This is a genomic window from Rickettsia endosymbiont of Gonocerus acuteangulatus (assembly GCF_964026435.1).
In the GTDB taxonomy this organism is placed as follows: domain Bacteria; phylum Pseudomonadota; class Alphaproteobacteria; order Rickettsiales; family Rickettsiaceae; genus Rickettsia.
Genome location: NZ_OZ032147.1, coordinates 914,294 through 931,129, shown reverse-complemented (window position 1 = coordinate 931,129; position 16,836 = coordinate 914,294). Strand labels below are relative to the sequence as shown.

Genomic DNA, 16,836 nt, shown 5'->3' with positions numbered 1-16,836 from the left:
GTTGCAAATAGGAAATATTAGTATATAAGAATAGGGAATAAATTGTTATAGATAAGCTTTATGAATTTTTTTAAGAGACGTCATTTTAAATACGATATAATAATATGGGCAGTAAGGTGGTACTGTAAGTACGGTATTAGCTATCGAGATTTAGAAGAGATGTTAGAGGAAAGAGGTGTAGAGGTAGATCACTCTACAATTTACCGTTGGGTTCAGTATTATGCCCCAAAGATATTAGATAAATTAAAATGGTGCTGGAAGCCTAAGTCAGGGTTTAGTTGGAGAGTAGATGAGACATACATTAAAGTAAAAGGTAAATGGTCATATTTGTATAGAGCTGTAGACAAATATGGGGATACAATTGATTTTTACCTATCATCTACTCGTAATGCTAACGCTGCTAAGTGTTTCCTAGGTAAAGCCTTGAAATCAATCCCAGAATATTCACATCCGGAAACAATTAATACTGATAAGAACCCAGCTTATAGTAAAGCAATTACTCTACTCAAATCAGAAGGCAAATGCTCACAAGAGTTAGAACATCGGCAGATTAAGTATCTGAATAATATAATAGAATCTGATCATGGTAAGCTGAAACGACTGATTAAACCTACTCTTGGTTTTAAATCAATGAAAACAGCTTATGCAACTATTAAAGGATTTGAGATAATGCGAATGTTTAAAAAAGGAAGATTTGAATTATGGAAATATGGTCAAGGTATTCACGGCGAAATCAGAATTATTACTGAAAATCTATTAGCCTTTTAATACATAACATATTTCACTCCCTTCACAAAATACACCCACAATACCTATTTGCAACAGTGCCGTCAAAAGAAACTTGATGAGCGTGCTGTCCAAAGGCAAGAAAAGAGAAAAATGACAGATAAAAAAATTCATGTGGAGAGATTAAAAGAATCAACTGTAAAACGTGGCAATATAAGTAAATGAAAGATAATTATATCCTGTGAATTTTTAAGTTTTGTTATAATTAAAGCAAAATGATTATAATTTTTAAAATAAATTTTAATACGTAATTAAAGATAAAAAACCTTTAAGTATCAGCTCTTAAGGCTTTTAAAATTAAATATTTATACCGGGTAGTAATAAGTTATAAAATAAAAATAATTTCAAAATTGTAGTTGACAGGTTCGATTATATTGCTTATAACTACACCTATCGAGAGCGACAAATGAAAAAAATCGCAGCTGTTTTTAAAAGTAAATAATTAGATATAGATAGTGACAGTAAACATGTACATATCACAAAAGTGATAATTAAACCTGTCAATTTTTTAAAGTAAAACTGACAGAATCAAACTTGAGAGTTTGATCCTGGCTCAGAACGAACGCTATCGGTATGCTTAACACATGCAAGTCGAACGGACTAATAGGGGCCTTGCTCCAATTAGTTAGTGGCAGACGGGTGAGTAACACGTGGGAATCTGCCCATCAGTACGGAATAACTTTTAGAAATAAAAGCTAATACCGTATATTCTCTACGGAGGAAAGATTTATCGCTGATGGATGAGCCCGCGTCAGATTAGGTAGTTGGTGAGGTAATGGCTCACCAAGCCTACGATCTGTAGCTGGTCTGAGAGGATGATCAGCCACACTGGGACTGAGATACGGCCCAGACTCCTACGGGAGGCAGCAGTGGGGAATATTGGACAATGGGCGAAAGCCTGATCCAGCAATACCGAGTGAGTGATGAAGGCCCTAGGGTTGTAAAGCTCTTTTAGCAAGGAAGATAATGACGTTACTTGCAGAAAAAGCCCCGGCTAACTCCGTGCCAGCAGCCGCGGTAAGACGGAGGGGGCTAGCGTTGTTCGGAATTACTGGGCGTAAAGAGTGCGTAGGCGGTTTAGTAAGTTGGAAGTGAAAGCCCGGGGCTTAACCTCGGAATTGCTTTCAAAACTACTAATCTAGAGTGTAGTAGGGGATGATGGAATTCCTAGTGTAGAGGTGAAATTCTTAGATATTAGGAGGAACACCGGTGGCGAAGGCGGTCATCTGGGCTACAACTGACGCTGATGCACGAAAGCGTGGGGAGCAAACAGGATTAGATACCCTGGTAGTCCACGCCGTAAACGATGAGTGCTAGATATTGGGAGATTTTCTCTCGGTTTCGCAGCTAACGCATTAAGCACTCCGCCTGGGGAGTACGGTCGCAAGATTAAAACTCAAAGGAATTGACGGGGGCTCGCACAAGCGGTGGAGCATGCGGTTTAATTCGATGTTACGCGAAAAACCTTACCAACCCTTGACATGGTGGTCGCGGATCGCAGAGATGCTTTCCTTCAGTTCGGCTGGACCACACACACAGGTGTTGCATGGCTGTCGTCAGCTCGTGTCGTGAGATGTTGGGTTAAGTCCCGCAACGAGCGCAACCCTCATTCTTATTTGCCAGCGGGTAATGCCGGGAACTATAAGAAAACTGCCGGTGATAAGCCGGAGGAAGGTGGGGACGACGTCAAGTCATCATGGCCCTTACGGGTTGGGCTACACGCGTGCTACAATGGTGTTTACAGAGGGAAGCAAGACGGCGACGTGGAGCAAATCCCTAAAAGACATCTCAGTTCGGATTGTTCTCTGCAACTCGAGAGCATGAAGTTGGAATCGCTAGTAATCGCGGATCAGCATGCCGCGGTGAATACGTTCTCGGGCCTTGTACACACTGCCCGTCACGCCATGGGAGTTGGTTTTACCTGAAGGTGGTGAGCTAACGCAAGAGGCAGCCAACCACGGTAAAATTAGCGACTGGGGTGAAGTCGTAACAAGGTAGCCGTAGGGGAACCTGCGGCTGGATTACCTCCTTAAAGACTAAATTTAAGTACATTACTTTAAGTAATTACTTCAGTCCAAATATTTACTGTCACTATCTTTAACTAATTGTTTGCTTTTCAAAAACTTTCCTTATCCCCACATTTATCTATTCTATTAATTTACATTAATCAAAATAATCCATTTCCTGTTTGGTACGCTTTTGAAATAAAATGTAATTAATGTAACATAATAATATTAATTAATATTAAAGGAATAATATATGCATTATTTAGGATATGGTGGTATTTCTCTTGGATCAATACTTGCAATAGTAATTTCATTTAACGTAAACCATTCAATATTATGGGCAATTATTCATGGATTTTTTGGATGGTTTTATGTTGCGTATTATTTATTGTTCAGAAAATAAATTGGTTTCTTGGAATTTTGATTAAAGAGCCATCACCTGCTAATGAAATATCTATATTACTTTAATTTTCTAACTCAAATGGTGCTTTGAATAATACAACACCTAATTGGTTATTGATTGCATGGTGGTTAGCTAATTCTGAAGCAACCGAAATCTTTCCATTATTTAATTCAAATTCCCAATATACTTGGGGTATGCCAGTGTTTACCATTTGCATTTAAATTAGCAAAATCTTTTTTAAAGGTTGCTGAAGAAAAAGTTTTAGTAATTAAACGTCCATTATCAAAAGTTCCAACTGATTCAACAATTTGGGTTATATCAGGGAAACTTTTACGAAAATCGATAAGACCATAATGCAAATCATAAATAGTCTCGATATTAAGTATTGAATGTATAAAATTCCCTTTCCCCTCAACATATTGTGCTACTTTATCCCATGGACTATCTGGCTCAAAAAGTGTATTAATAAAATTAGTTATCATTTTTTTCTGGATGCATAATAATTATTGATTTTTAAATTAATATTTGATATCACTTTTTAAATTTATTAGATACTACAAAACTTGGAGAATGGCAAGGTGATTAATATTGAAAGCTTGTATAAAAAACCTTATGCATTAATTCCTTTTTCGGTTAAAAAAACTCAAATAGAAGAAGCTATAGTTTTTTTTGAATTCCTAAAACTTCCTGAGAATATAAAGCAGCATATAGATTTAAAAATTTCTCCTTTACATCGGAGAGGTGATATCGGTTTTAAGCATCGTAACCCTGAGGATGATATTTATAATGATAGTAAAGATTTTTTTCATTATCCTCCAATTATTGAAAAACACTATTCTAAATTTACAAAACTTACGCTATGTTTGGTTCTAAATATCGTAAAGATGGAGAACGCAGCTGTTGTTGCATATAGTCATCTAAAAGCCCTAACTTTATTTGGTAAACCGTTTTACCGATTGTATTTGCAGTCCTTTTGAGAAATGCCCAAACTAAAAATGCCCAACTAATATGATTACGTTGAATACGCTGTTTCCTGCATTGACAACGTTCTATCCCAGTAAGTTGCTTAATTTCTCTGTGCATGCTCTCAATTACCCATCGAAAGCCACACTCATCTTGTGCAGCTTTAGAAGATTTGTGAGTTTTGTTATTGGTAACAACATACTCAACTCTGTTGGTAGAAACAGTAAATTTAAACAAATTAACATGCTTATTTTTAGCAAAGCCTTTTATATGAATCTCTACTCCATGCCTGATCTCTTCATCTGAAAATGTCAACTCTTTTACAGCTTTATAAGGTTTAGAATCGTGTGTTTTACTAACGTTTCTATTGGCTTTAATAGGGGCATAATAATATTTCCCCAGAGAGTCAACATGTTGCATAATTTTGTGTGTAGAATACCATGTGTCAAAAAGTACTGTTTGAAAAGGAATCGTCTTGCTATAAACAGCATTATTTAACATGTTTAATAGGTGTTCTAGTTTTGTTGCTCCATCATGATCAGGTGCAAAAATTTGATAATCTATTACCCAAAACTTATTAATATCAGGGTTATAATATACCAGACTCACTACTCCTATACCTTTAGTAACTCTACCTGTAGCTCCACTGTACTGCGATCTTGCAATTTCTATTTGCTTCGTATTCCTTTTAATAAAAGTAATCCCCGCCGCAAGCAGCGGGGTATTTTAGAAGAAAGCTAGCTGATGATCCTCATGCAGTTTCTGATATTCCTTGCCTTGGTTTTTTACGTATTTTCCTATCATATTCTCATTTCCATGCTTACCTACCGTACTCGTAAAATATCCATCAGTCCAAAATTCTCCACCCCATAATTGTTTCTTTACCTGTGGACACTGTCTAAATATTTGACGAGCTGTAACACTTTTAATTGTTGTTACTATTTTTGTTACGCTATAGGTTGGTACAGATTGTACCAAAAAATGGACATGATCTTCATCAACCCCTATTTCTAAAAATTTTATTTGATATCTCTTTTCTATCTCTAAACATATTTCTCGTAATACTTGATCAACTGATACGTCAAACACTGCTCGGCGATATTTTGCTGGAAATACCATGTGATACAGCAGTACTGTAACATTATGACTTTTATGTATATATTTGCTCATTCCGCCATATTACGCCGCAAGCGGCGGGGAATATACCCAAAAGAGATTTAAAACCGTATCATCAAATATTGTATATCCATTAGATGAAAAAATAACATCATTCTTGATGTGTTCCCATAACAAAGAAGGTGTATATTTTTCATTCCTTAAAAATCTATTAATAACATCATGACTACATTTCTTTGCATGTTCAGCGTAGTAGGTTAAACTATAATTCTTTTGGCTAACTATTAAAAATTGACAATAATCTGTCCTATTAATTGGTATTGCTTGCAACTTTATCCTCTTTGACATGTTTAATTATTTTTACAATAATTTATCACTTTTTTACTCATAGCGTAAGTTTTGTTTATTAAAAAACATGAAACGCTCAGAATATTTTTAAAAAACGCTGCTCTATTATGGGATATTGTTTATTATACTATTAAAGATATATTAGCTAATTTTGAAAAAGACTATCCAAATACTTTATCCAAAATATTTGATACTGATACACCACACATATTATTAAGGTTTCTCAAATATGATTATTCAGTATCGGGTCAGTATCTTGCAAAGCCTCACTTCGATTCAGGATCATTTACTATCGCAATAGCAGAAAGTAGTCCTGGTCTTCGAATTGGAACAAATAGATAAATCTGAGATTGGCAAGTCTTTTTCAAGATGGGCGATTGTGGTGTTTATTGATGGGCATTCAGTTGAAGCACCTTACCAAGAAGTGAAACTCATAAATTTTTTATAAATATATAACTTTTATGAACCGCATTTTAATTGATTTACCGGAAGTAATTGAAACATCAAAACTAAAGTTACAAATGCCTAAAGCCGGGTACGGAAAAGGCTTATATCAAGCGATGATGGATGGTTATGAGGATTGTGTAAAATGGCTTAATTGGTCTTCGACTCCTCCAACTTTAGAATCGGTTGAAGAGGAATGTCGGAAGCATCTAATATTGTTGACAGATGTGCATTCCCGCCCATTCAATTAGGTTGGTCAGTGCCGCAATTTGGTATTGCATATTTCATAAGAAAAAGTCAAAGATCTAAAGGTTATGCTACTACTGCAACTCATATAATGGCTTTATTGGCTTTTAGAGTTTTGAAGGTTAAGAAGGTTGAGATCCATTGTGATGCAGAAAATTTATCAAGCATGCAAATTCCTTTAAAGCTTGGATTTAAGTGAGAATATTCCCAAAAAGGTGGAATGGTTAAGGCAGGATAATACACTAGCCGAATTAAAGACTTTCTCTATATTTTCTGAAGATGAGCTTCCACATTTAGAAATTGATTTATTTTTCTAAAAAATATAAATGAATCAATATACCAAAGCAGTAGAACTTTTAGTGTTGTTCAATTAGTTCTTTCACTAGTCCTGATAATTCTTCATTAATTTGATCAAAGCAGCTTAACCAAGGAAAGTGTCCTGTGTTATATAATTTGACAATTTTTATATTAGGACGAAACCATTCTTTATCTTCCAGAAATAGTTCAATAGGAAGTAACCTATCATCATGGCTTCCAATAATTAATGTTGGTAATTTACTAGGTATCCAGCTATATTTATACGAGTTATGAAACTTTTGATCACCCCATATTTTGGTTTTTACACTATAGCATAAATCATTAAGATACTGACAAATAAAAGTAATCCCAGCCGCAAGCAGCGGGGTATTTTAGAAGAAAGCTAGCTGATGATCCTCATGCAGTTTCTGATATTCCTTGCCTTGGTTTTTTACGTATTTTCCTATCATATTCTCATTTCCATGCTTACCTACCGTACTCGTAAAATATCCATCAGTCCAAAATTCTCCACCCCATAATTGTTTCTTTACCTGTGGACACTGTCTAAATATTTGACGAGCTGTAACACTTTTAATTGTTGTTACTATTTTTGTTACGCTATAGGTTGGTACAGATTGTACCAAAAAATGGACATGATCTTCATCAACCCCTATTTCTAAAAATTTTATTTGATATCTCTTTTCTATCTCTAAACATATTTCTCGTAATACTTGATCAACTGATACGTCAAACACTGCTCGGCGATATTTTGCTGGAAATACCATGTGATACAGCAGTACCGTAACATTATGACTTTTATGTATATATTTGCTCATTCCGCCATATTACGCCGCAAGCGGCGGGGAATATACCCAAAAGAGATTTAATAGTATTAAAAACAGCATCATAAAATGTTTCAAAATCTCCTACAACTTTCCTAATTTCATTTTTTATCTTAAACCAGTAATGCTCTATAGGATTTAAATCAGGAGAGTAAGTTGGTAAATACAATATGGTACAACCAACGGATTCAATGAACTCTTTAACTTTAGAATTTTTATGAAAATTAATGTTATCCATAATAACGGTTTGCCCAGGTTGTAATTCTGTAATTAATACATCCCTAATATAAGTTTTAAAGACCTCTGTATTACAATTACCTTCAAATATTACAGGAGCAATAAGATTACCATTACAAAGACCAGCTATCATACTTATTCTAAATTTATGTTGATACACCTTTTCTCCATAACACCTTTGTCCTATAATGCTCCATCCATACTCTTTGCAAGCATTATCCTCTATTCCAGATTCATCAAGATATACTAATTTGTCTTTTGTGATGGTTTGTATCTTTGCTATAAATTCATTTCTTAATTTAATATCTCTTTTCGGATGAAAATGAGTTTTGTTTATAGCTATAGCCAAGTTTTCTGATTTGTCTTAAAATAGTTACAGATGCAATATTACCCCATTGCTTTGCTAACTCCTTTGATGTTTTATTCATATTAGCTTTAAAAAATTCTTTAAAAGATTCTGAATCTTTTATCTTATGACTATGTCCTTTCTGATAACCAGTTGCTGCTTCTAAAGTACCTTGCTTATCTTTTAATTTTTTCCATTTATATATAGTATCACGACTTACATTAAATAATTTACTTACCTTACTTATTCATATCCCTGCTTCTACAGCTTTTATAACTCTTAGTCTTAGTTCTATTGCATATGCTCGTGCCATATCTCTTTACATGCTTGTTAATATTTGCTTACTATAACATGATACTCTCGCTCTGTCAGTACCTTAATGACTTATGCTATACTATCTAGGATGACACACAGAAGATATTTTTCGATCTATGCAACAACCCCACCTAAATGATAAAGATATAAAAACTATAGGTAGATGAAGTTTAATTTGAAAAAGAGCGAGGAATCCACAAGACAAAGAACGGTGCGGTAGTTACTTAATATAGTTCGTACCGCAGTACTTGTATTTTTTAAGTTAAACAAGCATGATATTAACGAGAATATAGCTCGACTACTAAATGAACTTCAGGAGTGAAAGGATATCTAACATCAGAAATTGTTGGGACTCTTAGATATTTACCACTTAGTGAATCTACATCAAATGATATATAATCAGGTGTTGTTTGACCTTGCTTGGAAACTGATTCTTGAATAATACCCATTTGTCTTGAAGCTTCTTTAATCTCTATAACATCACCTTCTTTAAGACGCATACTTGCTATATCAGCTTTCTTACCATTTACTTTAATATGACCATGTGATATTAATTGTCTAGAAGAGAAAATAGTTGGTGCAATATTCATTCTGTAAACTATAGAGTCAAGCCTACTTTCAAGTAAACCAATGAAGTTTTCACCAGTATTACCTTTCATTTTTTGAGCAAATCCAAAGATATTTCTAAATTGCTTTTCAGTGATACGACCGTAATGGCATTTTATTCTTTGTTTAGCTTTTAAATGTAACCCATAATCGGAGGTTTTAACCATGGTATTGCGTCCATGTTGACCTGGGCGATAATTTCGGGTATTAAATGCATCTTTACCATCACCCCATAAGCTAATACCAAGTCTTCTACTAGCTTTATATTTAGAACGTACGATTTTTGTCACTGAAAATATCCTTAACTTTTAAATTATAATTACAAAAAAATATATACATTTCTTGCATTAAAGTCAATCGTTGATTTTTACCTTAAAACTTTTTATATTTAGTAAAAAAAATTTTATATGAACTCTTTAACAAAATCAATAAATTTAGATAAAGTTAATTATCCTCAAAGCACAGTTAAAGACTATATTTTACTAATGAAACCACGCGTAATGTCGCTGGTTGTCTTTACTGGCTTTTCTGGAATGTGGCTTGCTCCTAATTCATTGCATCCTTTCATTAATGTAATTGCTTTAATTTGTATAGCCATAGGTGCCGGTAGTGCTGGAGCGATTAATATGTGGTATGATAGGGATATTGATGCCTTAATGAAACGTACACAAAAAAGACCGATAATAAGAGGTGCTATAGAAGCTGACGAAGCGTTATCATTCGGATTGATAATGGCATTCTTTTCAGTATTTTTTATGGCATTATGCGTAAATTTTCTGTCAGCATTATTATTGTTATTTACTATTTTTTATTATATTTGTATCTATACTATGTGGTTAAAGCGTAGTTCTATCCAAAATATTGTTATTGGTGGAGCAGCTGGAGCTCTTCCTCCTGTAATAGGTTATGCTTCTGTAAGTGGCAGCGTGTCTTTGGATTCTATAATATTGTTTCTAATTATTTTTATTTGGACGCCGCCTCATTCTTGGGCTTTGGCTTTATTTTGCAACGATGATTATAAAAACTGTAGAGTGCCTATGATGCCTGTAATAAAAGAAGCTTTATATACTAAGAAACAAATTCTAATTTACAGCGTACTTTTATTTTTGACTTCTCTTATGCCTTTTTTTGTAGGTATGAGCAATATTATATATTTAGTAATTGCTGTGGTACTTGGTTTAGTGTTTTTATATTATTCTATATCATTATTTTATGATAATGCTGATAATAAGCAGGCAAAAAGATTTTTTGCTTATTCGATATTTTATTTGTTCCTCATATTTCTACTTTTAGATTTTTGTCGAGTATAGTTTTTTAATATTTTCTACAATAAAATTAAAATTTATTCATATATTAGAAAATTTTATAAAAAGTAATGAAATTTATAAATTAATGAATGATATAATTTATGATACTGAAGAATGTAAAAAATGGGTAAATAAAAATCCAAAAATTAATGATGCTCTAAGTAAATACCTAAATTTCAAAACAAAATATTCATTAGATTATAAACAAAACTTACGCTATGTTTGATATAATGCCCATGAATTAAGGGATATTATGAAGTGCTTCACTATAAAACATTGCTGTGTAATAAGAGTTTTTAGCATATTTGCTATAACATAGCGTAAGTTTTGTAAAGATAAATTCTTGTGGATACTATCTGATATAGCATAAATCATTAAGATACTGACAATTTAATAGTATTAAAAACAGCATCATAAAATGTTTCAAAATCTTCTACAACTTTCCTAATTTCATTTTTTATCTTAAACCAGTAATGCTCTATAGGAATAAAAGTAATCCCCGCCGCAAGCAGCGGGGTATTTTAGAAGAAAGCTAGCTGATGATCCTCATGCAGTTTCTGATATTCCTTGCCTTGGTTTTTTACGTATTTTCCTATCATATTCTCATTTCCATGCTTACCTACCGTACTCGTAAAATATCCATCAGTCCAAAATTCTCCACCCCATAATTGTTTCTTTACCTGTGGACACTGTCTAAATATTTGACGAGCTGTAACACTTTTAATTGTTGTTACTATTTTTGTTACGCTATAGGTTGGTACAGATTGTACCAAAAAATGGACATGATCTTCATCAACCCCTATTTCTAAAAATTTTATTTGATATCTCTTTTCTATCTCTAAACATATTTCTCGTAATACTTGATCAACTGATACGTCAAACACTGCTCGGCGATATTTTGCTGGAAATACCATGTGATACAGCAGTACCGTAACATTATGACTTTTATGTATATATTTGCTCATTCCGCCATATTACGCCGCAAGCGGCGGGGAATATACCCAAAAGAGATTTAAAACCGTATCATCAAATATTGTATATCCATTAGATGAAAAAATAATATCATTCTTGATGTGTTCCCATAACAAAGAAGGTGTATATTTTTCATTCCTTAAAAATCTATTAATAACATCATGACTACATTTCTTTGCATGTTCAGCGTAGTAGGTTAAACTATAATTCTTTTGGCTAACTATTAAAAATTGACAATAATCTGTCCTATTAATTGGTATTGCTTGCAACTTTATCCTCTTTGACATGTTTAATTATTTTTACAATAATTTATCACTTTTTTACTCATAGCGTAAGTTTTGTACTATTAAATTGTCAGTATCTTAATGATTTATGCTATAAGTCGTGATACTATATATAAATGGAAAAAATTAAAAGATAAGCAAGGTACTTTAGAAGCAGCAACTGGTTATCAGAAAGGACATAGTCATAAGATAAAAGATTCAGAATCTTTTAAAGAATTTTTTAAAGCTAATATGATAAAACATCAAAGGAGTTAGCAAAGCAATGGGGTAATATTGCATCTGTAACTATTTTAAGACAAATCAGAAAACTTGGCTATAGCTATAAAAAAACTCATTTTCATCTGAAAAGAGATATTAAATTAAGAAATGAATTTATAGCAAAGATACAAACCATCACAAAAGACAAATTAGTATATTTTGATGAATCTGGAATAGAGGATAATGCTTGCAAAGAGTATGGATGGAGCATTATAGGACAAAGGTGTTATGGAGAAAAGGTGTATCAACATAAATTTAGAATAAGTATGATAGCTGGTCTTTGTAATGGTAATCTTATTGCTCCTGTAATATTTGAAGGTAATTGTAATACAGAGGTCTTTAAAACTTCAAAACTTACGCTATGTTTGGTTCTAAATATCGTAAAGATGGAGAACGCAGCTGTTGTTGCATATATTCATCTAAAAGCCCTAACTTTATTTGGTAAACCGTTTTACCGATTGTATTTGCAGTCCTTTTGAGAAATGCCCAAACTAAAAATGCCCAACTAATATGATTACGTTGAATACGCTGTTTCCTGCATTGACAACGTTCTATCCCAGTAAGTTGCTTAATTTCTCTGTGCATGCTCTCAATTACCCATCGAAAGCCACACTCATCTTGTGCAGCTTTAGAAGATTTGTGAGTTTTGTTATTGGTAACAACATACTCAACTCTGTTGGTAGAAACAGTAAATTTAAACAAATTAACATGCTTATTTTTAGCAAAGCCTTTTATATGAATCTCTACTCCATGCCTGATCTCTTCATCTGAAAATGTCAACTCTTTTACAGCTTTATAAGGTTTAGAATTGTGTGTTTTACTAACGTTTCTATTGGCTTTAATAGGGGCATAATAATATTTCCCCAGAGAGTCAACATGTTGCATAATTTTGTGTGTAGAATACCATGTGTCAAAAAGTACTGTTTGAAAAGGAATCTTCTTGCTATAAACAGCATTATTTAACATGTTTAATAGGTGTTCTAGTTTTGTTGCTCCATCATGATCAGGTGCAAAAATTCGATAATCTATTACCCAAAACTTATTAATATCAGGGTTATAATATACCAGACTCACTACTCCTATACCTTTAGTAACTCTACCTGTAGCTCCACTGTACTGCGATCTTGCAATTTCTATTTGCTTCGTATTCCTTTTATTTAAAACCGTATCATCAAATATTGTATATCCATTAGATGAAAAAATAACATCATTCTTGATGTGTTCCCATAACAAAGAAGGTGTATATTTTTCATTCCTTAAAAATCTATTAATAACATCATGACTACATTTCTTTGCATGTTCAGCGTAGTAGGTTAAACTATAATTCTTTTGGCTAACTATTAAAAATTGACAATAATCTGTCCTATTAATTGGTATTGCTTGCAACTTTATCCTCTTTGACATGTTTAATTATTTTTACAATAATTTATCACTTTTTTACTCATAGCGTAAGTTTTGTATAAATAATAATACTAATTTTACTCTAAGAATTTTTAAAGGATATATTTTATAACTTAAGAAACATATAAAAGATAAAGTAGCCAAATGAAACATCGAGATGATAAAATTATGATGGATCACCTGAGAAGCACTATATCCAAATGAGTTCTTTAATACTTCACCGCAAGTAATATAAGTGTAATAGAAACATATAGGCCAAGCACAGCTCATTATAAAGAAATATATTGTTGTCTTTCTACTAGGTCTTTGGTTAAAAATTTCATCATGTTTTAGTTCTTTTGTGTCTAAATTGATCTTTTCATATCTTCATAAAAGTCTAGCACTTGCATCTACAAAGTCAGGTGTTTCTCTAAGCTTGGTTCTAGCATAACCACCTATGACTGCGATAGCTGCACCTATCCAAAAAGCAATACGCCAATTCAATCCATGTGTAGTAACTAAAGAAGCTACAGCTAGTGCTGCTGTAGTTCCAATTACTGACGCTACAGCAATAAAAGAAACTAAAGGATATTGGACAGGTGGTTTTGTAATTTCAGTTAAATATAGCTCTGCACCTACTATCTCGCCTACGGATGCCATACCTTGGACTGCACGGCAAACTGTGATTAATACAGCAGCAAAATAACCTATTTGCTCGTAAGTTAGGAGCATTAGCCATCACTATACATGATAAAGCCATTAAGGTAGTTGTCATAATAACAGTGGACTTTCTACCTAATTTATCACCAATTCTTCCGAAGATATATGCTCCTAATGGTCTAAATATAAAGGTAGAGCAAAAAGTAAAAGCAGATAGAAGAGAAGTAACACTAGGCTCATATTTAGGGAAAAATAGTTCATTTAATAATACTGCTAAATGAACATATAGCATTAAGTCAAAATATTCTAAAAAGGTGGTAGTAGATAAAATACCAGCAGCTTCTTTTTGCTCTCTGGTCAAAGTTGTTTGTTCTTTTACGTAACCCAGCATAATTTTCCTACAAAATAAATTGTCAAAACTTACGCTATGAGTAAAAAAGTGATAAATTATTGTAAAAATAATTAAACATGTCAAAGAGGATAAAGTTGCAAGCAATACCAATTAATAGGACAGATTATTGTCAATTTTTAATAGTTAGCCAAAAGAATTATAGTTTAACCTACTACGCTGAACATGCCAACAAGATTTATGGCTGATTGGATTAGGAATAACTATTATCATGTGATAAGACGAGTGGCTGGTAGTGTTGGGATGAATAGTGTGGAGTATACACTAAATGTTAAAAACTAATTTTGCTATATCAAAATATAACACGTTAATAATAATTATACTGCATAAAAAATAATTATTACCTCATAAGTATGAATTATTCTTGACTTAAGTTTTAAGCTTATATAATTATTAGTTATATGAGATGTAGTAATAGAGAACAAAGAAGGAGATTATTACAGAAAAGAAAAAACCGATAGATGCTCATCCTAGCCAAAGTTTGAGCATATACCGGTCAATGAAACAACCCATAAATCAATATGAGGTCATATATGAATATATCACACTATCCTTGTGATGGCAATAATGGTAGAGTATTAGCTGATCATTTGTGTGATTTATAGACATAGTTATAATAAGGATGTAAGCTCAAATGTAATTTAGTTATAAAAAATACCAAAATGGACTCTAAGATTAAAATACGTTTGAGTTGGGTTAAATTATATTAAGAGTCAGGTAATGCAGGGAAAGTGTGTAGTTATTATGGTATTTCAAGATTCACCTTACGTAAATGGTATAAACGTTATGAGTTATTGGGTATTGAGGAGCTGCATTCTTTAAGCAGGAAACCGCATACATTTCCTTTTCAGAAATTAAATGATATATCAGAGCAACAAATACTAGTGTTACGACAAGAGAGGAAATTAGGAGCAAGACGTATTCAGAATGAACTAAAACGTTTACATAACATTTCGTTTTCTACGGCTACTATACATAAAGTCCTGCAGAAACATAATCTTGGTAAGATAAACTTCAAAACTTACGCTATGAGTAAAAAAGTGATAAATTATTGTAAAAATAATTAAACATGTCAAAGAGGATAAAGTTGCAAGCAATACCAATTAATAGGACAGATTATTGTCAATTTTTAATAGTTAGCCAAAAGAATTATAGTTTAACCTACTACGCTGAACATGCAAAGAAATGTAGTCATGATGTTATTAATAGATTTTTAAGGAATGAAAAATATACACCTTCTTTGTTATGGGAACACATCAAGAATGATGTTATTTTTTCATCTAATGGATATACAATATTTGATGATACGGTTTTAAATAAAAGGAATACGAAGCAAATAGAAATTGCAAGATCGCAGTACAGTGGAGCTACAGGTAGAGTTACTAAAGGTATAGGAGTAGTGAGTCTGGTATATTATAACCCTGATATTAATAAGTTTTGGGTAATAGATTATCGAATTTTTGCACCTGATCATGATGGAGCAACAAAACTAGAACACCTATTAAACATGTTAAATAATGCTGTTTATAGCAAGAAGATTCCTTTTCAAACAGTACTTTTTGACACATGGTATTCTACACACAAAATTATGCAACATGTTGACTCTCTGGGGAAATATTATTATGCCCCTATTAAAGCCAATAGAAACGTTAGTAAAACACACGATTCTAAACCTTATAAAGCTGTAAAAGAGTTGACATTTTCAGATGAAGAGATCAGGCATGGAGTAGAGATTCATATAAAAGGCTTTGCTAAAAATAAGCATGTTAATTTGTTTAAATTTACTGTTTCTACCAACAGAGTTGAGTATGTTGTTACCAATAACAAAACTCACAAATCTTCTAAAGCTGCACAAGATGAGTGTGGCTTTCGATGGGTAATTGAGAGCATGCACAGAGAAATTAAGCAACTTACTGGGATAGAACGTTGTCAATGCAGGAAACAGCGTATTCAACGTAATCATATTAGTTGGGCATTTTTAGTTTGGGCATTTCTCAAAAGGACTGCAAATACAATCGGTAAAACGGTTTACCAAATAAAGTTAGGGCTTTTAGATGACTATATGCAACAACAGCTGCGTTCTCCATCTTTACGATATTTAGAACCAAACATAGCGTAAGTTTTGTTCATTTTCATGAGCTGTTACTAACTATTAATCCCAAACTACAGGAAACGGCAATATTAACTTCGCTTGTTCCATTATTACATAAGGTGAGTATCTTTAACCTTGAGTATAATAATACCGATGCTCAGCATATATCAGAGATCATCACTAATTGTTATATCCCTTATCTTTTATCATATACAGCACACAATGACCTTGCTTATCTTTTACAAGATTTATGTTTTAAGCTTCAATATCCTGAAGAACGTAATAGAATTCTTCATTATATACATTGGCTATATCCTGACATAGATAATATAATTCACAATATAGAACAGCAATTCAGAAATATATTTAGAAAACTAAATATAAAAGCGAGCCTAAGCTACAGAATTAAGTCCCCATATTCTATATGGATAAAAACACTTGTTAAAGATATCCATATTACAGCACTTAATGATATTCTGGCTTTTAGAGCAATTGTACCAAATAAAAAAGCATGTTACG

At 32.8% G+C, this 16,836-nt stretch carries 19 protein-coding genes, 1 rRNA gene and 3 pseudogenes; 11 read left to right on the top strand and 12 right to left on the bottom strand.

Features of this window, described 5'->3' with window-relative positions; translation table 11 throughout:
• The first annotated feature begins 60 nt into the window (after positions 1 to 60).
• Positions 61 to 768: an IS6 family transposase gene (locus tag AAGD55_RS05700; RefSeq protein ID WP_341792425.1), complete on the top strand. Its 708-nt coding sequence runs from the start codon at positions 61 to 63 to the stop codon at positions 766 to 768.
• Between the two features lie 548 nt (positions 769 to 1,316).
• Positions 1,317 to 2,818, top strand: a 16S ribosomal RNA gene (locus AAGD55_RS05695).
• 547 nt (positions 2,819 to 3,365) lie between these two features.
• On the opposite strand, the gene AAGD55_RS05690 is transcribed toward AAGD55_RS05695, so the two are convergent.
• From AAGD55_RS05690 to AAGD55_RS05675, 4 genes are all read right to left on the bottom strand, one after another.
• Positions 3,366 to 3,677 (bottom strand): hypothetical protein, encoded by a 312-nt coding sequence (locus tag AAGD55_RS05690; protein WP_341792424.1) that lies wholly within the window; start codon positions 3,675 to 3,677, stop codon positions 3,366 to 3,368.
• 370 nt (positions 3,678 to 4,047) lie between these two features.
• Positions 4,048 to 4,767: a transposase gene (locus AAGD55_RS05685; RefSeq protein WP_341792423.1), complete on the bottom strand. Its 720-nt coding sequence runs from the start codon at positions 4,765 to 4,767 to the stop codon at positions 4,048 to 4,050.
• 117 nt (positions 4,768 to 4,884) lie between these two features.
• Positions 4,885 to 5,328, bottom strand: a complete 444-nt coding sequence (gene tnpA / locus AAGD55_RS05680; RefSeq protein WP_341790826.1) for an IS200/IS605 family transposase — start codon at positions 5,326 to 5,328, stop codon at positions 4,885 to 4,887.
• 9 nt (positions 5,329 to 5,337) lie between these two features.
• The gene (locus tag AAGD55_RS05675; RefSeq protein WP_341791162.1) at positions 5,338 to 5,622 is read right to left on the bottom strand and encodes a hypothetical protein; all 285 of its coding nucleotides are present in this window, start codon (positions 5,620 to 5,622) and stop codon (positions 5,338 to 5,340) included.
• 51 nt (positions 5,623 to 5,673) lie between these two features.
• On the opposite strand from AAGD55_RS05675, the gene AAGD55_RS05670 reads away from it, so the two are divergent.
• Positions 5,674 to 5,964 carry a hypothetical protein gene (locus tag AAGD55_RS05670; RefSeq protein ID WP_341792422.1) on the top strand — a complete coding sequence of 97 codons (291 nt, stop codon included), beginning with the start codon at positions 5,674 to 5,676 and terminating at the stop codon, positions 5,962 to 5,964.
• A 298-nt stretch (positions 5,965 to 6,262) separates the two neighbouring features.
• The gene (locus AAGD55_RS05665; RefSeq protein WP_341792421.1) at positions 6,263 to 6,511 is read left to right on the top strand and encodes a GNAT family N-acetyltransferase; all 249 of its coding nucleotides are present in this window, start codon (positions 6,263 to 6,265) and stop codon (positions 6,509 to 6,511) included.
• A gap of 490 nt (positions 6,512 to 7,001) precedes the next feature.
• Here AAGD55_RS05665 and tnpA (AAGD55_RS05660) read toward each other — a convergent pair whose 3' ends face one another.
• The 3 genes and pseudogenes from tnpA (AAGD55_RS05660) to rpsD all read right to left on the bottom strand — a co-directional run bounded on the left by tnpA (AAGD55_RS05660) (position 7,002) and on the right by rpsD (position 9,245).
• Complete coding sequence (gene tnpA, locus AAGD55_RS05660) at positions 7,002 to 7,445, bottom strand: IS200/IS605 family transposase (RefSeq protein ID WP_341790826.1); 444 nt, start codon at positions 7,443 to 7,445, stop codon at positions 7,002 to 7,004.
• Positions 7,426 to 8,347: pseudogene (locus tag AAGD55_RS05655) on the bottom strand (IS630 family transposase). The gene tnpA (AAGD55_RS05660) and the pseudogene AAGD55_RS05655 overlap by 20 nt, the downstream one beginning before the upstream one ends.
• 280 nt (positions 8,348 to 8,627) lie before the next feature.
• A complete protein-coding gene (gene rpsD, locus AAGD55_RS05650) occupies positions 8,628 to 9,245 on the bottom strand; it encodes a 30S ribosomal protein S4 (protein ID WP_341792420.1) in 618 nt (205 codons plus the stop codon).
• A 117-nt stretch (positions 9,246 to 9,362) separates the two neighbouring features.
• Between rpsD and cyoE the strand changes: the two genes are divergently transcribed.
• Positions 9,363 to 10,265 (top strand): heme o synthase, encoded by a 903-nt coding sequence (cyoE, locus tag AAGD55_RS05645; protein ID WP_341792419.1) that lies wholly within the window; start codon positions 9,363 to 9,365, stop codon positions 10,263 to 10,265.
• A 518-nt stretch (positions 10,266 to 10,783) separates the two neighbouring features.
• On the opposite strand, the gene tnpA (AAGD55_RS05640) is transcribed toward cyoE, so the two are convergent.
• Together tnpA (AAGD55_RS05640) and AAGD55_RS05635 are read right to left on the bottom strand one after the other, a co-directional pair.
• Entirely contained in the window at positions 10,784 to 11,227 is a 444-nt protein-coding gene (gene tnpA / locus AAGD55_RS05640) for an IS200/IS605 family transposase (protein WP_341790826.1), read from the bottom strand.
• 9 nt (positions 11,228 to 11,236) lie between these two features.
• Positions 11,237 to 11,521, bottom strand: a complete 285-nt coding sequence (locus AAGD55_RS05635) for a hypothetical protein (RefSeq protein WP_341792418.1) — start codon at positions 11,519 to 11,521, stop codon at positions 11,237 to 11,239.
• 78 nt (positions 11,522 to 11,599) lie between these two features.
• On the opposite strand from AAGD55_RS05635, the gene AAGD55_RS12375 reads away from it, so the two are divergent.
• Positions 11,600 to 11,773 (top strand): hypothetical protein, encoded by a 174-nt coding sequence (locus tag AAGD55_RS12375; RefSeq protein ID WP_410526121.1) that lies wholly within the window; start codon positions 11,600 to 11,602, stop codon positions 11,771 to 11,773.
• A 17-nt stretch (positions 11,774 to 11,790) separates the two neighbouring features.
• A pseudogene (locus AAGD55_RS12370) lies at positions 11,791 to 12,063 on the top strand (transposase); the annotation flags it as partial.
• 67 nt (positions 12,064 to 12,130) lie between these two features.
• On the opposite strand, the gene AAGD55_RS05625 reads toward AAGD55_RS12370, so the two are convergent.
• The 3 genes from AAGD55_RS05625 to AAGD55_RS05615 all read right to left on the bottom strand — a co-directional run bounded on the left by AAGD55_RS05625 (position 12,131) and on the right by AAGD55_RS05615 (position 14,108).
• The gene (locus tag AAGD55_RS05625) at positions 12,131 to 13,180 is read right to left on the bottom strand and encodes a transposase (RefSeq protein WP_341792417.1); all 1,050 of its coding nucleotides are present in this window, start codon (positions 13,178 to 13,180) and stop codon (positions 12,131 to 12,133) included.
• Between the two features lie 363 nt (positions 13,181 to 13,543).
• Entirely contained in the window at positions 13,544 to 13,816 is a 273-nt protein-coding gene (locus tag AAGD55_RS05620) for an MFS transporter (RefSeq protein ID WP_341792416.1), read from the bottom strand.
• Entirely contained in the window at positions 13,770 to 14,108 is a 339-nt protein-coding gene (locus AAGD55_RS05615) for an MFS transporter (RefSeq protein ID WP_341792526.1), read from the bottom strand. Before AAGD55_RS05615 ends, AAGD55_RS05620 begins: the two co-directional genes overlap by 47 nt.
• 176 nt (positions 14,109 to 14,284) lie before the next feature.
• On the opposite strand from AAGD55_RS05615, the gene AAGD55_RS05610 reads away from it, so the two are divergent.
• The 4 genes and pseudogenes from AAGD55_RS05610 to AAGD55_RS05600 all read left to right on the top strand — a co-directional run bounded on the left by AAGD55_RS05610 (position 14,285) and on the right by AAGD55_RS05600 (position 16,344).
• Positions 14,285 to 14,413 (top strand): hypothetical protein, encoded by a 129-nt coding sequence (locus AAGD55_RS05610; protein ID WP_341792415.1) that lies wholly within the window; start codon positions 14,285 to 14,287, stop codon positions 14,411 to 14,413.
• Positions 14,385 to 14,507: pseudogene (locus AAGD55_RS12365) on the top strand (hypothetical protein); the annotation flags it as partial. The gene AAGD55_RS05610 and the pseudogene AAGD55_RS12365, both read left to right, overlap by 29 nt.
• A 449-nt stretch (positions 14,508 to 14,956) precedes the next feature.
• Positions 14,957 to 15,292, top strand: coding sequence for a helix-turn-helix domain-containing protein (locus tag AAGD55_RS05605; protein WP_341791742.1), 336 nt, complete (start codon positions 14,957 to 14,959; stop codon positions 15,290 to 15,292).
• 2 nt (positions 15,293 to 15,294) lie between these two features.
• Complete coding sequence (locus tag AAGD55_RS05600; protein WP_341790834.1) at positions 15,295 to 16,344, top strand: transposase; 1,050 nt, start codon at positions 15,295 to 15,297, stop codon at positions 16,342 to 16,344.
• Positions 16,345 to 16,836 lie beyond the last annotated feature (492 nt).